The organism is Candidatus Melainabacteria bacterium RIFOXYA2_FULL_32_9 (assembly GCA_001784615.1).
Lineage (GTDB): Bacteria > Cyanobacteriota > Vampirovibrionia > Gastranaerophilales > UBA9579 > UBA9579.
Genome location: MFRQ01000003.1, coordinates 5641 through 24281 on the forward strand (window position 1 = coordinate 5641; position 18641 = coordinate 24281).

The 18641-nt window shown below is 33.0% G+C and carries 16 protein-coding genes, 1 tRNA gene and 2 pseudogenes (1 of these 19 running past the window's edge); 15 read left to right on the plus strand and 4 right to left on the minus strand.

What is annotated here, in order from left to right; all coding sequences use genetic code 11:
* Nucleotides 1–465 (minus strand): annotated as a pseudogene (locus A2255_05205) (hypothetical protein); it reaches 36 nt to the left of the window's first position.
* A 202-nt stretch (nucleotides 466–667) separates the two neighbouring features.
* Here A2255_05205 and A2255_05210 point away from each other — a divergent pair.
* The 7 genes from A2255_05210 to A2255_05240 all read left to right on the plus strand — a co-directional run bounded on the left by A2255_05210 (nucleotide 668) and on the right by A2255_05240 (nucleotide 6475).
* Entirely contained in the window at nucleotides 668–1417 is a 750-nt protein-coding gene (locus tag A2255_05210; GenBank protein OGI23619.1) for a di-trans,poly-cis-decaprenylcistransferase, read from the plus strand.
* 15 nt (nucleotides 1418–1432) lie between these two features.
* On the plus strand, nucleotides 1433–2011 hold the full coding sequence (locus tag A2255_05215; GenBank protein OGI23634.1) for a non-canonical purine NTP pyrophosphatase, RdgB/HAM1 family: 579 nt from the start codon (nucleotides 1433–1435) through the stop codon (nucleotides 2009–2011).
* Nucleotides 2012–2105: 94 nt separating this feature from the next.
* Complete coding sequence (locus tag A2255_05220) at nucleotides 2106–3260, plus strand: hypothetical protein (GenBank protein ID OGI23620.1); 1155 nt, start codon at nucleotides 2106–2108, stop codon at nucleotides 3258–3260.
* A gap of 92 nt (nucleotides 3261–3352) precedes the next feature.
* Nucleotides 3353–4417, plus strand: coding sequence for an oxidoreductase (locus A2255_05225; GenBank protein ID OGI23621.1), 1065 nt, complete (start codon nucleotides 3353–3355; stop codon nucleotides 4415–4417).
* A gap of 335 nt (nucleotides 4418–4752) precedes the next feature.
* A complete protein-coding gene (locus tag A2255_05230; GenBank protein ID OGI23622.1) occupies nucleotides 4753–5145 on the plus strand; it encodes a hypothetical protein in 393 nt (130 codons plus the stop codon).
* 363 nt (nucleotides 5146–5508) lie between these two features.
* On the plus strand, nucleotides 5509–5976 hold the full coding sequence (locus A2255_05235; GenBank protein OGI23623.1) for a hypothetical protein: 468 nt from the start codon (nucleotides 5509–5511) through the stop codon (nucleotides 5974–5976).
* A 22-nt stretch (nucleotides 5977–5998) separates the two neighbouring features.
* A complete protein-coding gene (locus A2255_05240) occupies nucleotides 5999–6475 on the plus strand; it encodes a hypothetical protein (protein ID OGI23624.1) in 477 nt (158 codons plus the stop codon).
* Between the two features lie 74 nt (nucleotides 6476–6549).
* On the opposite strand, the gene A2255_05245 is transcribed toward A2255_05240, so the two are convergent.
* Nucleotides 6550–7707: an alanine racemase gene (locus A2255_05245; GenBank protein ID OGI23625.1), complete on the minus strand. Its 1158-nt coding sequence runs from the start codon at nucleotides 7705–7707 to the stop codon at nucleotides 6550–6552.
* A 132-nt stretch (nucleotides 7708–7839) separates the two neighbouring features.
* Here A2255_05245 and A2255_05250 point away from each other — a divergent pair, with 132 nt between their 5' ends.
* The 8 genes from A2255_05250 to A2255_05285 all read left to right on the plus strand — a co-directional run bounded on the left by A2255_05250 (nucleotide 7840) and on the right by A2255_05285 (nucleotide 16381).
* On the plus strand, nucleotides 7840–8868 hold the full coding sequence (locus A2255_05250; GenBank protein ID OGI23626.1) for a hypothetical protein: 1029 nt from the start codon (nucleotides 7840–7842) through the stop codon (nucleotides 8866–8868).
* Nucleotides 8869–8989: 121 nt separating this feature from the next.
* Nucleotides 8990–9061, plus strand: a tRNA-Gly gene (locus tag A2255_05255).
* Between the two features lie 126 nt (nucleotides 9062–9187).
* Nucleotides 9188–9514: a hypothetical protein gene (locus tag A2255_05260; GenBank protein ID OGI23627.1), complete on the plus strand. Its 327-nt coding sequence runs from the start codon at nucleotides 9188–9190 to the stop codon at nucleotides 9512–9514.
* Between the two features lie 266 nt (nucleotides 9515–9780).
* Entirely contained in the window at nucleotides 9781–11103 is a 1323-nt protein-coding gene (locus A2255_05265) for a trigger factor (GenBank protein OGI23628.1), read from the plus strand.
* A 40-nt stretch (nucleotides 11104–11143) separates the two neighbouring features.
* Nucleotides 11144–11752, plus strand: a complete 609-nt coding sequence (locus A2255_05270; GenBank protein OGI23629.1) for an ATP-dependent Clp endopeptidase, proteolytic subunit ClpP — start codon at nucleotides 11144–11146, stop codon at nucleotides 11750–11752.
* Nucleotides 11753–11767: 15 nt separating this feature from the next.
* Nucleotides 11768–13081: an ATP-dependent protease ATP-binding subunit ClpX gene (locus A2255_05275; protein ID OGI23630.1), complete on the plus strand. Its 1314-nt coding sequence runs from the start codon at nucleotides 11768–11770 to the stop codon at nucleotides 13079–13081.
* 126 nt (nucleotides 13082–13207) lie between these two features.
* Nucleotides 13208–15598: an endopeptidase La gene (locus A2255_05280; GenBank protein OGI23631.1), complete on the plus strand. Its 2391-nt coding sequence runs from the start codon at nucleotides 13208–13210 to the stop codon at nucleotides 15596–15598.
* A 138-nt stretch (nucleotides 15599–15736) separates the two neighbouring features.
* Entirely contained in the window at nucleotides 15737–16381 is a 645-nt protein-coding gene (locus A2255_05285) for a hypothetical protein (protein ID OGI23632.1), read from the plus strand.
* Nucleotides 16382–16415: 34 nt separating this feature from the next.
* On the opposite strand, the gene A2255_05290 is transcribed toward A2255_05285, so the two are convergent.
* Nucleotides 16416–18206: a hypothetical protein gene (locus A2255_05290; GenBank protein OGI23633.1), complete on the minus strand. Its 1791-nt coding sequence runs from the start codon at nucleotides 18204–18206 to the stop codon at nucleotides 16416–16418.
* A gap of 131 nt (nucleotides 18207–18337) precedes the next feature.
* Nucleotides 18338–18641: pseudogene (locus A2255_05295) on the minus strand (hypothetical protein).

The following is an 18641-nucleotide window of genomic DNA, read 5'->3' on the forward strand; positions in this document are numbered from 1 at the left end:
TTTAATTAAATTATATTCAAGAAATTTTTTTTGAAATTTGTCTTTGTTATTTTCTGGGTTATTCAAAAGTATTTCGATATTAGCTTTATTATGTTCGAGATGTTCTATTATGGTATTAGTAGCCTGTTGTTGAAGAGTAACCTCGATTTTAGGTAATGCTATTAGCTTTATGTTGATAAGTTGGCTTGCTAAAGCAGGATTCTCAGGTAAAACTTCGAGCATTAATACTTGAAAATATTCTTTTCCTTCATTTGTAATTGAGTATGTGGATTTTTTTTGTCCACCGGGACTTAACTGGGTTTTAACGGTTACATATTTATTCTTTTCTAATTTTTTTAAAGCAGGATAAATGGAACCAAAACTAATCTTAAAAAACGCTGAGAATTTATTCTCAATTTTTTGTTTAATACCATAAATACTGCTTTTGTTGTCTAAAAGTATAGTTAATATTAATAATTCAATCATATTTTAATTTACTTTATTTTTCTGAAAAACTTAATAAAAAGCATATTAAATTTTTTCTTATCGGTCAATTAAAGATGAATTTTTATTTTTATAATATTGTGAGTAAATAAAATGAAAATAATTTTATTTGTAATCTTGCTATTAAGTTGTAGTTTGAGATACTCTGTTATAAATATCTAGTATATTAAAGAATGAATATAAAATGGCTGTTAATAATAAATTATCACTCGCCCCAGTACAAGAAATAGTATTAAATACAAAGCTTCAGCATATTGCTATAATTATGGATGGCAATAGAAGATGGGCTAAGAAACATTTGCTTCCTTCTATGTCTGGTCATAATGCTGGAGTTAAGTCATTGAAAACTATAGTTTCTCATGCAGCAGAGATAGGAGTAAAATATCTTACCGTGTATGCCTTTTCTACTGAAAATTGGGGTAGGAAAAAGGAAGAAGTTGATTTCTTAATGATGCTTCTAGGAGAAACAGTTAAAAAGGAATTAGATGAACTCCATAAAAATAATGTTAAAATCAGAATTATTGGTAATATGGAGAATTTAAATCCTGAACTTCAGAAAATACTGGAGTATTCTATGAATGTAACCGCCGCTAATACAGGTTTAAACTTGCAGGTAGCTATAAATTACGGTTCAAGAGATGAGATAACTCAGGCTATGAAAAAAATTGTCAAAGATGTACAAGCTGAAAAATTGTCTCCTGATGATATTAATAGTGACTTGATTTCTAATTATTTGTATACTTCAGATATTCCAGATCCTGATTTATTAATCAGAACTGGCGGTGATCAGAGATTGAGCAACTATTTATTGTGGCAGCTGGCTTATACAGAAATTTATGTAAGTGATACATTGTGGCCTGATTTTGGTAAAGATGAATTAGATGAAGCTGTTGCTGAATTTGCAAAGCGTGAAAGAAGATTTGGTAAGGGATAAATAATGTTTCCTGCAATTAAAAAGCTAGTATTGGCAACAAATAATAAAAATAAAATAAAAGAAATTGAGAATTTATTACTAGATACAGGTATTGAAATTGTTAAGGTAAAAGACGATTTTAATCCAAAAGAGACAGGGAAAAGTTTTCAAGAAAATGCCTATATAAAGGCATTTGAAGCTGCTAAAATTATGAATCTCCCTGCCCTTGCAGATGATTCAGGTTTGGTAATAGATACCCTTGGTGGACTTCCTGGAATACATTCTGCGCGTTTTGCAGAGAGTGATCCTAAAAGAATCGAAAGGGTTTTAAGCGCTTTAAAGTATGAAAAGCCCGAAAATAAAGCTGCCAGATTTGTTTGTGCAATGGTTATAGTATCTCCAAATGGTGAAATTTTACACTCATGCACTGGAACCTGTGAGGGATATATAACTGATAAACCTCTTGGAGAGCAAGGGTTTGGATATGATCCGATATTCTATATACCTGAACTGGACGCAACTATGGCCCAACTTAGTCTTGAAGAAAAAAATAAAGTCAGTCATAGAGCAAAAGCTTTAAGATGTACAATTGATTGGCTGAAATCATCTAATTGATGGTTTTCTAAATTTTAAATATCCGCAACAATTAGGTATGGCATTGGGGGAGATAAAGTTGCGCAAAGGCTTATTGTGGATATTTATATTAATAATGCTTGTAACCATTTCGAATCCTGTTTTATCGCAGATTTCTAATGATAAAATCCAAAAGATTTTTTTATTGGGTAGAAGTCTCGGTTCAGGTTATTATCGTCTTATTGATTTGACTAATAAGTCTAAAGAGTTTGCTTATTCAGATATTAGAATAGAATATCAAAATGCTTTTCAGAACTTTAATATTACTGATTTAATTATTGAAGATTTAAACCTTGATGCTTGCTTATCTGAGTTATTAAAGAATGTCAAGTTGAATTTATATAGTGCTCTTGACAAACAGGATTTAAGTGAGGCAAAGTTGGCAGTAACTCTGGATAAATTTAGTTCTTATTATGAAGATTTAAAGCAATCAATCAAGAGTGAATATTCAGATACTGGAACTTGGCTTTTAGATTTAGGATTTTATACATCATTTCAATTGGAATCCATTAATTCCAAAGATAAAAATAAATTATTTTTATCTGGGTTTAATAAGGTTGTAGAAAATATTCCCACGATGATCCCAGAACGTATTGCTAGGGCATTTCTCAATATTAAATTATTCGAGAAGCCTGAATTAACAGAGGCAGAATTAGCAGGATTAAAAACCAGTTTAACTAATGTAATTGAGTTTTTTAGTGGTTATCCTGATGGTAGAAGCTTATTAACTGAATCTCAGGAACTTGTCGGTAAATGGCAGGGAGTTATGCTTACTCCTGATTGTTTAAAACATAATATTGAGCTAAAAATTAATAAGGTGAATAGTAAATTATCAGGCGTGATGAATATTGATAAAATAGCCGAAAATATCCCTATATCAAATATTGATACATTAGATGGGTATTTCACCTTTATGTTTAAACCTTTTGGAACAGAAAAACTTTATATTAAATTTGATGCTAAATTATCTGATAATGTTTTTTCTGGTGAAATAATTGATGTTCTTGGACAAAAAGGTTATTGGGTTTTAGCCAAAGTTGATAAAAGCAGCACTGTGGAAGATAAAAATCTTGATGTTATGGGTCTTTACATAAAAGATATGGAAGAAAAAATAAAAGTGGCAAAGCAACAAGTGCTTTCAGTCTCAAATATCGGTACAGATAAGCAAAATGAAACTGAAATAAAGATAAATTTTCCAAAATTAAAAGATAAGATTATTTTAGATAAGTAAGATAATCTTACTGAATAACTCTAATCGGATAATTATTTTAATCCCTCATTAATTTATGATTATTTAATTATTGAATTAAGTGAGGAATAAATATGACTGCAATGCTTTTAAATCCTATAAAAATTCGAGAATTGGAAATACAAAATAGGGTTATGATGTCGCCTATGTGCCAGTATAGCGCTCATGATGGACTGCCAAATGAGTGGCATTATATACATTATGGTACCAGAGCTGTTGGCAGATTAGGAATAATAATGCTTGAAGCAACGGCAGTTGAACCAAGAGGAAGGATTACTCCCTGGGATCTTGGTTTGTGGGCTGATGATTATATAGATAGATATACTGAACTGACGACTTTTATGATTTCTCAGGATACAGTTCCTGCAATTCAGTTGGCTCATGCCGGAAGAAAAGCCAGCACCACTCAACCATGGGAAGGATCTTTACCTTTATCTTCTGAAATAGGAGGTTGGGAAGTTGTTGGTCCAAGTGCTATTCCATTTGCTCCAAACAGTCCTGTTCCACACGAACTTAGCCAGAGTGAAATTCAAGATATTATAGAAAAATTTAAAACAGCTGCTAATAGAGCTTATCAGGCTGGGTTTAGAATTGTTGAGATCCACGCTGCTCATGGATATTTAATTCATGAGTTTTTATCGCCTTTATCCAACAAAAGGGCTGATAAATATGGTGGAAGTCTTCAAAACAGACAGCGTTTGTTGCTGGAAATCGCAACTGAAATCAGGAATCAGTGGCCAAAGAAATGGCCAGTGTTTGTCAGGATGTCAGCTACTGATTGGGTGGAGAATGGATGGGATATAGAAGATACTGTTGATACTGCTAAAAAACTTGCTGAAATAGGAATTGACCTGATTGATGTATCTTCTGGCGGAAACATTGCCAATCTAACTATACCTGAGTCTCCCAGTTATCAGGCACCATTTTCTGAGGCTATAAAAGAAGAAGCATGCATAATGACCTCAGCCGTAGGTGTAATAACTGAACCTGATCAGGCAAATAATATTGTTGAGAATAAAAAAGCAGATATTGTAGCACTTGGCAGAGAATTACTCAGAAATCCTTACTGGGTGTATCAGGCAGCTGAAAAGCTCAATTATGATCTCCCCTGGCCAAAGCAATACCTTAGGGCGAAATAAATAAGGGATGAACAAAAAATTCTTAAATAATTCTCTGTCATTCTAAACGAAGTGAATAATCTCAGAGACTCAGCTCAGAATGACGCATGCTGTCATTGCGAGCCTCCGAAGGAGGCGTGGCAATCTTACAATAGTTCAAATAAAAGCAAGGACATAAATCTGAAAGAGATCCTTCGCTGACGCTCAGGATAACAATTTTACATAATGACTTCTTGTCTCCTTAATTATGATACATATTAGAAAATGAGCTTTAAGCTCATTTTCTAATATGTATTTTGTAATAATTCTTAATTCTTTTATAAAAAAAGCAATTTTATTTTTTCAGGATTATTTTTGTGTCAGATAGTATTGAACCTCTTAAATCTTTAAATGAGTGTGTTAACAGGCTTCCTAAAGATGATATTGTTGAATTTGGTGTAAAAGCTCGGGATTATGATACTTTATCTCCCGCTGAAGTGTACTTGAAATATATAACTGGAGAAGAATCACGTAAACAAGGTATGAAAAAAGAGAAGATGTCTGCAGACGTGGGTCCTGTGCCATATAGGGATACGTTGAATCAAAGAGTACATAGAAAAGTTATAACATCTAAAGAAGCAATATCACTTTTAGTAGATAAATTTAAAAAATATACTGATAAATTCCAGGCAGAAAAAGAATTCTTAAATATATTTGATACAGGAGATTCTAATAATTCTTTTGAATCAGGAGAGCCGTTAGTAGGATAGTTTTGAAGTTAATGTCAATAATAAGAGAATTCTGAGGTGTTTATTACAGTATAAAAAGATGAGTTAAGGCTCATCTTTTGACATAAGACAAAAAAGTCCTTTTAATATGCATCTAAGTAAGGCAGAAAGAAAAAGTTTTTACCTAAAATTATAATATAAATGTTATCCTGAATTTATTTCGTGACCTAACTACGTCTCAACTATAAGCTATAAACGTCAACTGTAAAGATGCCGGAACACGTCCGGCATGACATCAGTAGGTATTTTTTCTTGCCTACTTAATATTTTTTCTAAAAGCTAGCAACTTTTTTTGAGGAGTTTTTAAACAATAAATAATTTATAAATAATGTTAGGAAACGAATTATGATTAAAGGAATAACACCTGCACCAAATTTTACAGGCAATCTTGTAATCAAGCGAGATCCTTTTACTGTAAGTGAGTTAAGAGCTGATGCAGAAGTAAAGCCTGTAAAAAGTCCTATAAGTGGAAGAATATTAAAAATTTATGAATCAAATATACTTAAAGACCTGGAAAATTATGTTAAAACTGAGCTTCCTGAAGATGACATTGTTGAATTGAGTGCAAAAAAGCAATTTTATTTACTCGATGGTAATTCTTATTCTATACATTTAAACTATAAACCTGGGGTTGAATCTCTTAAAAATGGCATAAAGAAGAAAAATATTGAGAAGCCATACGGTAGGTTTAGTACAACGGCTGCTCACTTTAATATTCCATTTAGAATGGCATTGTCAGATACGTTTAAAAGATTTAAATGGTATATTTTAGCTCAAAAAAATAATCTAATGCATAAAAATAAGCTAATTTAAAAAATATGAAAGGGAAAGAATTATGATTAAAAGAGTAACACCATTACCAAGTTTTACAGGTAAGCTTATACCTGCGAATAATGATATTGAGGGTGCTTTGAAAACATTACAAGGAATACACCCTCCCGCAAGATACGTGGCAGATATTATTGAGCCCCTTAACGGTCTAAAAAAATATGTTGAAACAGAGCTCCCTGAAGATGATATTGTTGAATTTGGAGTAAAAGATCAATATTGGCCGAATGGAACTCGTTTTTGCACTGATCTGATTCTGAATTATATACCTGGTAATAAATCACGTGAAGAAGGTTTAGACAATAAGAACATTAATTCAGCTATAGGTCGTACAGGATTTTCGGATAGTACAGGATTGAAAGAAATTGTAACGGCCAAAGAAGCAATATTAAAATTAACAGATGAATTCAGAAAATATATTAATCCTTCAAAAGAACCTCAAGAATTAGACGAATTCAAAAATATATTTAACACAAAAAAATAAAGGAATTTTGAGATATTTATTACAGTATGAAAAGATGAGCCTTAACTCATCTTTTTGTTATAAAAGATAATTCTCTAGTTATCTCTGGTATAAACTCTTGGTAATCTTACTTTTAATCGGCAGGTAATTTCATAATTTATTGTATTTAGCATTTTTGCCCAGAAATCAATTGGAATAAACTCATCTCCATCACTGCCAAGTAATGTTATAGTATCTCCAATATTGATGTTATCAACGTTAGAAATATCAAACATCATTTGATCCATAGTAATATTACCAACTTGCCTAACTCGTTTGCCATTAATCAGTCCGTATATCCTATTGGACAATGATCTTGGGACTCCATCTGCATATCCTATCGGGATTGTAGCAACTTTTGTATTTTCTGAACTTGTAACATAGCTATAACCATAACTTATACCAGTATTTCTGGGCAAATCCTGTATATGAGCTATCCTGCCTTTAAGTCCCATAACTTGCTTTAAATCAGGTAAGTCATTGATACACTCAGGAAGATCAGGCGTTAAACCGTATATGCCAATTCCTGATCTTACCAGGTCATAATGCATATGATTATACCCAATCATGCCGGCTGTATTTACGGCATGTATTGTTAAATCCAGATCAGATATGTTATTTATAACACTTTCCCAATTTGCTTTTTGCTGCTCAGTTATTCTGATATTTTCAGCACAAGCAAGATGAGTGAAGACTCCTTCAAGTTGAATACTCTCAATTTGAGCGACTTCTCTAATGAATTTTACTGCATGATCATATGAAATACCAATTCTGTGCATGCCTGTATCAACTTTTATATGAACTATCGGCTTTTTACCCAGCTTATTATAAGCATTAATGCAGGCTGTAATATGTTCGTTTGTAAATATTGATAATTGAATATCATATTCAACAGCACTTACAATTGACCAGCCTGGTGCTGCACCTAATACAAGAATTGGGGCATCAATGCCTGCTTCTCTCAATTGAAGTCCTTCATCTATAGAAGCTACTCCCAGCATATCAACTCCTGAGGCAAGTAATGTAGGTGTCACCATAGTAGAACCATGCCCGTAAGCATCCGCCTTTACTACAGCAAGAAACTTGCTATCAGGTGAGATATAGCTTTTTAAAACTTTAATATTATGCTCAATATTGCCGAGATTTATCTCGACCCAGGCATCACGTCTAGTTTGTACGAAATGAGCTCTAAGCTGTGACATTTTGTTAACCATTTGATTACTGATGATAGTATTATATTACAGTCTGAGAAAATTTAATATTTTCTTGATATAAACCTGTTGACTATTGCTCTGAGAGTTATTAAATTAAAAGTAGCTAAATAATTGAATAAATGGAGTAGAAATTTGAGCGTAAAAATTGCTGTTATTGGTTGTGGAACTTGGGGTAAGAACCTTGTAAGGAATTTTTATAACCTTGGAAGTTTACACACATGTTGTGATATAGATTCAGAGCTTCTTGGTAGTACAGCTGGTGAATATCCTGATATTCATTGTACCAGTGACATAGATGAAGTTTTAAATTCGCCTGAAATTGATGGCATTGCAGTTGCTACTCCAAGTCATACTCATTATTCTCTTGTTAAAAAAGTGCTCAGTGCAGGAAAACATGTTTATGTAGAAAAACCCATAGCTACTTGTAGTGAAGAAGCAAGAGAATTAAATGAATTATCAAATGAAAAAGGTCTTGCGCTAATGGTAGGGCACCTACTTCTGTATCATCCTGCTGTGAGTAGGCTAAAATCTCTGATACAAGAAGGTATTCTTGGAGAAATAAATTATGTACAAAGTGATAGATTAAATATTAACTTTTTTAGAAATGATAGAAGTGTGATGTGGGATTTGGCTCCTCATGATGTTTCTATGATAAGTTATGTTCTTGGTAGTATTCCTATCAGTGTTCAGTCTGCCGTCGGAACTTCAATGAATAATGATGGAATAATGGATATTACTCATATTGATATAACTTTTCCAAATAATATTCAGGCGCATATTAGTGATAGTTGGATACATCCAATTAAACGTGTTATATTATTAGTAAGAGGAACAAAAGCAACAGCGGTTCTCGATGATGCTGAATTTTCCAACAAACTTCACGTTTATGATAATTTTTCCCCCAACAAAAAGGTGGTTGAATATCCTGAATACATTGAAATTGAACCTTTAAAACTTGAATGTCAGCACTTTATCAGCTGTATCACAAATAGGATGAAACCTAGAAGTGATGGTGATAATGGGTATGAGGTGGTTAGAATTCTTGAAGAAGCTGAGAAGATTATGCTGGGTAATCAGTATAATAAGATTCATAGTTTAAAGCTTGCTTCTTCCAGAAAAAAAGCAGATAAGATTGGATTTGTGAACGAATCTTTAATTTGAGCAAAATAGTACTTGCTAATAAATCTTTACCCATGTATAATCTTTTTGCATTAGAAAATCCACTGTATGAACATAAATATTCATAAGAAGGATTGGAAGTATGCAAGTGTAATTTAATCACGCGGGAGTAATTCAGTGGTAGAATGCCTCCTTGCCAAGGAGGATGTCGCGAGTTCGAACCTCGTCTCCCGCTTTTTTATTGAAATAAATCAACTATTTTAGCTTTAACAATAAAAAATATTCCTTTAAAACATTGAAGGAATATTTTTATTTCTTTTAAAGATGTAAAATTCAAGATAAATTTAAGGAGAGAAGTTTTATGGTTAAGAATGTATTATCACCTAACTTTGCAGGGAAATTTATTCATTCTCAAAATATAGGGAAAGAGCTTGAGACAAAGGGATATAAGGATACAACCCCTATTTTAGATTATCTTGAAAAAATGAAGGAATTTGTTGAAAATAAATTACCAGATGGTGATACTGTGGAATTTAAGGTAATTCCAGATGATAGTAGAATTGATGGTGTTTTAAACCAGACTATTAAGGATAAAGGAATTGCATATTTTATAGATTCTCTTAAAATTAACGTTGATTCTCTGAAAAAAGCTCTAAAAGATATTACAGGAAAAGACATTGATGATTAATTTAATGATTGAATTTATTTTTTAATATGAAAGGTCATGAAAAACCAGGTTTTTCTTTGATTTAGCTTTATATGAGATATTTTTGTGATTAATAATGCATAATATTGTTGTAATACAAATCTAGTATTTTATTAAAATGAAGTTTTTAAATAATTAACTTTGTTTTATAATATTTTAGATGTATCATTTTATAAAAATTAAAAGCTAAAATGCTTTATTTAAATGTGGAATGTAGGTTGATTAAGTGAGAAGAACGAGAAGAGAGTATGAAAGTAAATGTAGTAAAACAAGAAAATAACATGGTTCAGTTAGATATTGAAGTTGATGCAGAACTTGCGGCTCAGGAATACAATAAAGCCTGCAAGAAACTGGGTGAAAGAATTACAGTGCCTGGATTCAGGAAAGGTAAAGCTCCAAGAGCAATGGTAGAAAGCTATGTTGGAGTTGATGAAATTAGAAGACAGGCTTTAGATAGATTATTACCTAACGTATTTGCTGACACAATTAGTGAGCATCAATATGATTTGGCTTCAGAACCTATTATTGAGTCATTTAAATATGAACTGGGTGAACCGCTAAAAGTGATAGCTAAGCTTGAGCTTAAACCCGAAGTAAAACTTAATAATTATAAAGGGTTAACCGTTGAAGTTCCTGAGTTTAAGCATCCTGAAGATGCAGTAGAACAGGAATTAAAAGCACTATCAGAAAGATTTGCCACTTTAGAGCCTATTGTTAATAGACCAGCAGAGCCAAATGATATTGTTAATATAGATTATTCCGGAACCATTGAAGGTGAGCCAATTAAAGGTGGTTCTGCGAAGAATCATCAGTTAGATTTAGCACATAGTAGCTTTATAAAAGGTTTTGCAGAGCAAATAGTCGGCAAAAAAATCGGAGAGGAGTTTACAATTAATGTGAATTTCCCTGAAGATTATCACGAACCGGCTTTAGTAGGAAAACCAGCTGAATTTCAGGTTAAAGTTAATGAGATTAAAGAGAAACATATTCCAGCAATAGATGATGAATTAGCTCAAAAAGTTGGACCTTTTCAGACAATTGAAGAGCTAAAAACAGATTTAGCCTCATTCCTGGAAAAATCAAAAAATAATGAAAATAAAGTTAGAGCTGAAAGAGTAGTTTTAGACAAAGTCATTGAGCAAGCTCAAGTTGAAACACCTGATTCAATGATTAATAGAGAAGCTCGAGTTCTGATGGAAGAAGTTCAAGCTAAACTTAAGAGTCAGGGAATATCCTGGGAGCAAGTATTAGATACTCAAGGACAAGAAAATATCTGGAATAGCTTAAGAGAAGAAGCTGCAAAAAGAGTAAAAAATAGTCTGGTTCTTGGTGCTGTTGCAAAAACTGAAAATATTCACCCAAGTGATGAGGATTTTCTTGCTAAAGTTAGAGAATTAGCTACTGTTTATAACACTGATGAGCAAACTGTGTTCCAGCAAATTTCTAAAAATCCTGGTCTGGCTCAAGGTATTTCTCATCAGATTATGACTCAAAAAGTTGTTCAGTTTCTTTTAGACAATAATGAAGTAAAATATATTGAGGAGAAATCTTCTACTCCAAGTGAACAGTAATAGTTTATTAAGGTAAGTTTAGCAAAGAAAGGATATAAATATGGGATTTGTTCCTGTAGTAATTGAACAATCAAGTCGTGGAGAAAGATCATTTGATATTTTCTCAAGATTATTAAGAGAAAGAATCATATTCTTAGGTACACCAGTTGATGATATGGTCGCTAACTTAATTGTAGCTCAGTTATTACTCCTGGACTCTGAGAATCCGGAAAAAGATATTATGTTATATATAAATAGTCCTGGTGGTAGTGTAACAGCAGGATTGGCTATTTATGATACTATACAGCATATTAGAGCTGATGTAAGCACAATTTGTTTAGGTCAAGCTGCTAGTATGGGAGCATTCTTGCTTGCTGCTGGGACTCATGGTAAGCGTATGGCATTACCACATTCCAGAGTCTTGATTCACCAACCATTAGGTGGTGCTCAAGGTCAGGCCACTGATATTGAAATTCAAGCAGCTGAAATTGGTAGAATTAAGCGTACTCTTAATGAATTACTTGCAAAACATACCGGGCAGTCATTCAAGAAAATTGAAAAAGATACCGATAGAGATTATATAATGACTCCAGAAGAAGCACTTGAATATGGAATGGTAGATAAGATAATTACCAAAATAGAAAAAGAAAAAGAATCATCAGAACTATAATTTTAGGAGAACTATATGGCTAAACACGATGACAGCCGTTTAAAATGTTCATTTTGTGGAAAAACTCAAGACCAGGTTAAAAAATTAATAGCTGGTCCTGAAGTATATATTTGTGATGAGTGTGTTGATCTTTGCAATGAAATTCTAGATGAAGAATTTTTTGAAAATAAAGATAGTGAAGATGAAGCTTCATCCGATGTACCAAAACTAGCTGATATACCGAAACCTCATGAAATTAAGGCATACCTGGATCAGCATATAGTTGGACAAGATGAAGCTAAAAAAATACTATCAGTCGCAGTATATAATCACTACAAGAGAATTAATCATAATGCAACGTTATCCAGCCAGGATTCTTCTCAAGGTGTAGAGATCCAAAAAAGTAATATACTTTTAATTGGGCCTACTGGAAGTGGTAAAACGCTTTTAGCTCAGACATTAGCTAAAATGCTTGATGTGCCATTTGCAGTTGCTGATGCTACTACACTAACTGAAGCTGGTTATGTTGGTGATGACGTTGAAAATATACTTCTCAGGCTTTATCAGAATGCTGATTTTGATGCAGCTAAGGCCGAGAGGGGAATTATCTATGTTGATGAGATAGATAAAATAGCTAGAAAATCTGAAAATCCTAGTATCACAAGAGATGTCAGTGGTGAAGGTGTTCAACAGGCTTTGTTGAAAATGATTGAAGGCACTGTTGCAAATGTTCCTCCACAAGGTGGAAGGAAACATCCTCATCAAGAATTCATACAAATTGATACCAATAATATTTTATTTGTTGTTGGTGGAGCATTTGTAGGGTTAGACAAAATCGTTGATAGTAGAGCTGGCTCTGGTAAATTGGTGGGATTTGGAGCAAATGCTCCTAAAGCTGCTTATGAAAGAGAGATTCAGTCTGCCAAAATGCTTAAACAAATGGTACCTGATGATCTTATTAAGTTTGGATTAATTCCGGAATTTATTGGAAGAGTACCAGTATATGCAGTTCTTGATCCATTAGATGAAGATGCTTTAATAAAAATACTAACTGAGCCTAAAAATGCGATCCTTAAACAGTATCAGCAATTGTTAGATATGGATAATGTAAAACTAGATTTTGAGCCTGATGCAATTAAATTAATCGCTCAAGAAGCAATGAAGAGAAAAACTGGCGCAAGAGCTTTAAGATCAATTGTTGAAGAATTAATGCTTGATATTATGTATGAAATTCCATCAAGATCTGATATTAAAGTATTCAAGCTCACGTCTGAAATGGTAAGCAAAAAAGGATCAGCAGAGTTATTGCATTTGCCTCAAGCAAAGAAGCCGAAAGGTGAAATTGCATAGATGTAGTTTAAAATAGCTCTTTAGTTGATAAAATTATATAAAGGCGAAGATTGTTATCTTCGCCTTTTATGATAAACTACATTTTATAATGTGGTATTTAGGCTTTAAATAATCTAGAGGAGAGATATGAGCGAGATTTCTGCTAATTTAATTCCTGTCATGCCAATGAGAGAGATAATTGTTTATCCTCAAATGGTGGCACCTATATTTGCAGCAAGACCTGAGTCAACTATAGCTATTGATAATGCATTATTGACTGAAGAACACGAAGTTATACTTTTAGCTCAGAAGGATGCTGGAGTTGAAGAGGTAGAAATTGAAAATTTGTATCAAGTTGGTATATTGAGTAAAATAATGCAAGTTTTAAAGTTTCCTGATGGTACAATTAAAGCTCTAGCAGAAGGTATAAGTAGAGTTAAAGCCAATAATTTACAACTAAATGATGGACTTATCCAGGCAAATTATGAGATTTTAGAGGATATAGTTGTTGAAACTGACGATACAAAGGCTTTAGTTAGACTTGCATTAGATCAATTTCAGCAATATATTCAAAAGAGTGCCAAGATAAGTGCTGAGAATTTTATTTCTTTGGCTGAGATCACAGAAGCAGGAAAATTAGCTGATATTCTTGCTACATATCTACCAATTGTGACAAGTGAAAAACAACAGATAATTGAAACTTTAAACACACACGATAGACTTGAATATGTAACAAAAATTCTATCCAGAGAAATTGCGATGCTGGGAATAGAGGAATCTATTCAAGAAAAAGTCAAATATAAACTTGGTAAAACACAAAAAGAATACCTTTTAAGAGAGAAATTAAGGGCTATTAAAGAGGAACTTGGTGCTGAAGAAGGTGGCACTGATGAAGTTGATGAACTCAGGCAGACGATCGAGAAGGCCAAAGTTCCAAAAAAAGTAAAAGAACAGCTCTTAAAAGAGATAAATAAGCTTGAAAGAATGTCTTTTTATACGGCTGAAACTTCTGTTATCAGGACTTATGTTGATACAGTGTTAGGTTTACCCTGGTGTAAGAAAACAAAAGAAACTCTTGATATAGAAAAAGCACGTGCTATTCTTGATGAAGATCACTATGGTCTTGAAGATGCAAAAGAAAGGATCCTTGAATTTCTTGCTGTTAAAATGCTTTCTAAAGAACCTCAGGCGACAATTATATGTTTTATAGGCCCACCTGGTGTTGGTAAAACTTCGCTTGGTAGATCTATTGCAAGAAGTTTGAACAGAACGCTGTCTCAAGTTAGCTTAGGTGGTATTAATGACGAGTCAGAAATCAGAGGGCATAGAAGAACTTATATAGGTGCTATGCCCGGAAGAATTATACGTGCCATGCAAGATGCAGGAACCAGAAATCCGGTGGTATTACTGGATGAAATAGAAAAAATGATTCCATCTCATATGGGAGATCCGACAGCTGCTATGCTTGAAGTTCTTGATCCTGCACAGAATTCACATTTTGTCGATCATTATATTGATATACCATTTGACTTGTCTGATACCTTTTTCATTGCTACGGCAAATACGATCGAGCGTCTTTATCAACCGTTAAAAGACAGACTCGAGATTATTTATCTTCCAGGTTATACAGAGGAAGAAAAATTGCATATAGCAAAAAGGTTTCTTGTGCCTCGTCAACTTAAGGCGAATGGTATTGAGCTTGAAAAATTAAAGTTACAGCCTTCTGCATTAAAAGAAATTATAAATAAATACACAAGAGAGGCTGGAGTTAGGAATTTAGAAAGAAGCATAGGTAAAATTTGCCGAAAAGTTGCAGTTGAAATAGTTACAAAACCTGAAACAAAGGTATGTGTTGACTCTAAAAATATCAGTAAATATCTTGGAGTGCCTAAATTTTTGCGTGAAGCAGCAGAAAAAGAGCCTCAAATTGGGTTAGTACATGGTCTTGCCTGGACTGAATTTGGTGGTGAAATTCTGGAGATTGAGGCAAGCGTCATGCCAGGTAAAGGAAGACTTAGTTTAACGGGCAGATTAGGTGAAGTGATGCAGGAGTCTGCAAAAACCGCCTTTAGTTATACAAGAAGTAATTATGAGAGATTGAATTTACCGCCTGATATTCAGGAAAAATATGATTTGCATATACATGCCGCTGATGGTGCAACACCAAAAGATGGACCAAGTGCCGGTATTGCATTAACTCTAGCATTAATTAGCGCATTAACTAAGAGGCCAGTTAGGTCTGATATAGCTATGACAGGCGAAATAACTTTAAGAGGCAGGATTCTTCCTATTGGGGGATTAAAAGAAAAGTGTATCGCTGCATTGAGAAATGATATTCATACCGTTATAATTCCAAAAGCTAATGAGAAAGATATTCCTGATTTGCCTGATTATATTAGAGATAAGATAGAATTTAAATCTGTTAATAATTTGGATGAAGTAGTGGATTATGCTTTGCTCCCTAAAGAAGAACCTAATGCAAGGCATAACGGAGCTAAAAAAGAGAAAAACATTAATATTCAAAAGCAAAAACTATAAATAAAGATTTAATAGAAAAAGACATCTATATTAGATGTCTTTTTCATTCTTTTAATATTACTTTTTTAGTAATATATGAGTTTAATAATCTATTTTTTAGTGATTGATAATTTTTTGAAGGAGTGCGATATTACAGACATGCTTGTAAAATATCAGAGTTATCTTGAAAAATTAAATAGTGACCTTGATACATACTTTTCTGAGCAACAGGAATTTATTAAATGTAAAAAAGGATGCTCTATTTGCTGTAAGTCCTCATATTATCCTGTTTCAGAGTTAGAACATGAATATATTAAAATTGGTTTTAAGGAAAAGCTGAGTGAAGGACAGCAAGAAGAAGTTAGGCAAAAAACATTGCAAATTATGAGAGATAGACGGGAATTTCTGGTAAATAATTCTAATATTTTTGATTTTAGTTATGAATGCCCTTTTTTGCTTGACAATTCTTGTAGTATTTATGAATATAGGGCATTATTATGCAGATCTCATGGGCTTATATATAAAGATGTAGATAAAGCTAATAAACTAAATTTTCCCTACTGCGTAAAACTAGGTCATAACTATGCCGATATATGGGATAGTGAGAAAAATACTATATCAATAGAAAAAATGAAAGCATTAGATATGAAAGTAAATCCTGAGATATTTGATTTATCTTATTCAACAATGATGAATGATGCTGAAGGCGTTGAATTTGGTGATGTAAGAATGCTTTTTGAATGGATAATTCTAGACATTCCTAATTATGAAGAGCTTATTGCACCTAAAGAAACTGTTGTTTAACCGAATAAGCTGCATTTTAGGATTATAAGAAGGATTAATTTGTCTCAATTCTTCCAAAGAAACTTGCTATTTCTTTGGAATTTATTATGTGGCTAATTTTTCTGCCATGCGGGCAGGTTTTATTGTAACTGGTATTTAGCCAATCATTAATTAGTTCTTCCATTTGCCATATGGATAGCTTTGCTCCGGCTTTAACAGCGGCGTGGCATGCTGTAGTTATTAATATTTTATTCTCTATATGTTCTAATGAACCCTCAAGTGACTCTAGAATATCGTTAATGATTTTATCAGGTGCGCTATTTACAAGTATTTGCGGAACCTGTTTTAAAGTTACCTGCTTATTTTCTATCTCATATTCATATCCAAATTTTGCCAATAATTCTCTATTTTCCTCTAAACCAGATATTTGAGTTGGTTCCAGTTCAACAGGTATTGATGTTAAGAGTAATTGAGAAGCAAAATTTTGACTTGATTTCAGCTTTTCATAAATAACACGTTCGTGTGCAATATGTTGATCTACTATTTGTAAGCCTTCTGGGTTTTCTATAATAATATATGTGTTAAATAGCTGGCCAATAACTTTAAACCAGTTTGCGTTGGTTGTGATATCTTCGTTAAATTCGATTTTAGATTGAGTTGGTGGGGAGAAAAACTCCATACTTTTTCCGATTTTTTCCTGCATTTTGCTAAAATCCACTTTATTTTGAGCATTAGCTACAGGAAAATAAGGCTTTGATGAGGTTTTATATTCACTCTGAAAACCTGATCTACTTGGAGATACTATTGCAGGCATATTTTCAAATGTTGCATCAGAGGAAATTGTAGAACTTGAAAAGCTGTTGAATTCAAGAGTTGATTTAACTGCTGAATAAACGAAATTGAACATTTGATTGGGATTTGTGTATCTTATTTCTCTTTTTGCAGGATGGACATTAACATCAACCTCGCTAGCAGGAATTATTAAGTCTAATATTGCAAAAGGATATTTATCTCCAGGAATAAGACCTTTATATGCTGTATCTATAGCTTTTGATAAAATAGGACATTTAACTGTTCTACCGTTTACGAATAAGTATATAGCTTTTTTATTAGATCTGGTAAAGTTTGGATTACTTACAAATCCTTTCACTTCAAGTTTATCCTGGGAATCGTCTTTATAAACTTCTACAAGTTCATCTAGTAATTCTCTTGAGTATATTTCACTGACAACTGTGGACAAATCTCTGCTGCCTGTTGTTTTTAGGGTTGTACGTCCTTTATGAATCAGGTGAATTGATATTTCGGGATAAGAAATTGCTATGCTTTGGACAACTTCAATAATGCTCGCAAGCTCAGTTTGGGACTTCTTGAGGAATTTTTTTCTAGCAGGTACGTTATAAAAAAGCTCTTTAACCTCCATTGTAGTACCAATGGCGCAGCCTGTTTCAGATATAGTTATTTCTGAATTTTCACATTCGACCTTTACCCCGTGTGGAGAATCGGCTGTTCTAGTTAAGCAGGTAACTTTAGCGACAGAAATAATACTTGCCAGTGCTTCTCCTCTAAATCCCAATGTAGATATAGCCCATAAATCTTTTTCTTGTTCTAATTTGCTAGTGGCATGCCTTGAGAATGCCAATGCTACATCGTCACTATGAATGCCTGATCCGTTGTCTGCGACTCGAATATTTCTGCATTCGTTAGAAATTTCAATTTCAACTCTTGTAGCTCCTGCATCAATGGAATTTTCAACTAGTTCTTTGACTATAGAAGCGGGTCTTTCTATGACTTCGCCTGCTGCAATTTGATTTATAAGGTTTTCTGGTAATAGTCTTATTCTTTTCATATCCCTGTTATCTCATTTGATAGACTTTATTTAAATTAGTAATAGTAGAAAGCTTTAACAATTAATTATAGCACTTATCTGGTTTGCTGTGGCAAATAGCTTAGAATTGATGATCAATTTATGTCCTGTTATTATTTACATTCACTGTTTAATATTTTAACAGCCTCTTCAAGAGCAGTTAAAGAGTATTTATCAGCGAGAACCCAGCTTTTTATTTGATTTTCACTGACATTTAAAATAGGAGCTATTTTTGAGATTACCAGAGAGGACATAGGTTCTTTACCGATAATCATTTCATTTAATTTACCCTGACTATAATTAATCTGCTTACTTAACGCTGTTCTTGAAATGCCTTTTTCTTGAAGGATCGAGTCTATTTTAGTTGTAAGGATTAGTCTTTTGTCATCCTGAGCGAAGGATCTCTTTTCAGATTCA

What these genes read in the sequence shown, in the direction of transcription:
- A2255_05270 (OGI23629.1), top strand. Translation starts at nt 11,144, where the DNA reads ATGGGATTTGTTCCTGTAGTAATTGAACAATCAAGTCGTGGAGAAAGA.
- A2255_05225 (OGI23621.1), top strand. Translation starts at nt 3,353, where the DNA reads ATGACTGCAATGCTTTTAAATCCTATAAAAATTCGAGAATTGGAAATA.
- A2255_05260 (OGI23627.1), top strand. Translation starts at nt 9,188, where the DNA reads ATGGTTAAGAATGTATTATCACCTAACTTTGCAGGGAAATTTATTCAT.
- A2255_05290 (OGI23633.1), bottom strand. Translation starts at nt 18,206, where the DNA reads ATGAAAAGAATAAGACTATTACCAGAAAACCTTATAAATCAAATTGCA.
- A2255_05210 (OGI23619.1), top strand. Translation starts at nt 668, where the DNA reads ATGGCTGTTAATAATAAATTATCACTCGCCCCAGTACAAGAAATAGTA.
- A2255_05245 (OGI23625.1), bottom strand. Translation starts at nt 7,707, where the DNA reads ATGGTTAACAAAATGTCACAGCTTAGAGCTCATTTCGTACAAACTAGA.
- A2255_05280 (OGI23631.1), top strand. Translation starts at nt 13,208, where the DNA reads ATGAGCGAGATTTCTGCTAATTTAATTCCTGTCATGCCAATGAGAGAG.
- A2255_05235 (OGI23623.1), top strand. Translation starts at nt 5,509, where the DNA reads ATGATTAAAGGAATAACACCTGCACCAAATTTTACAGGCAATCTTGTA.
- A2255_05275 (OGI23630.1), top strand. Translation starts at nt 11,768, where the DNA reads ATGGCTAAACACGATGACAGCCGTTTAAAATGTTCATTTTGTGGAAAA.
- A2255_05240 (OGI23624.1), top strand. Translation starts at nt 5,999, where the DNA reads ATGATTAAAAGAGTAACACCATTACCAAGTTTTACAGGTAAGCTTATA.
- A2255_05220 (OGI23620.1), top strand. Translation starts at nt 2,106, where the DNA reads ATGCTTGTAACCATTTCGAATCCTGTTTTATCGCAGATTTCTAATGAT.
- A2255_05265 (OGI23628.1), top strand. Translation starts at nt 9,781, where the DNA reads ATGAAAGTAAATGTAGTAAAACAAGAAAATAACATGGTTCAGTTAGAT.
- A2255_05285 (OGI23632.1), top strand. Translation starts at nt 15,737, where the DNA reads ATGCTTGTAAAATATCAGAGTTATCTTGAAAAATTAAATAGTGACCTT.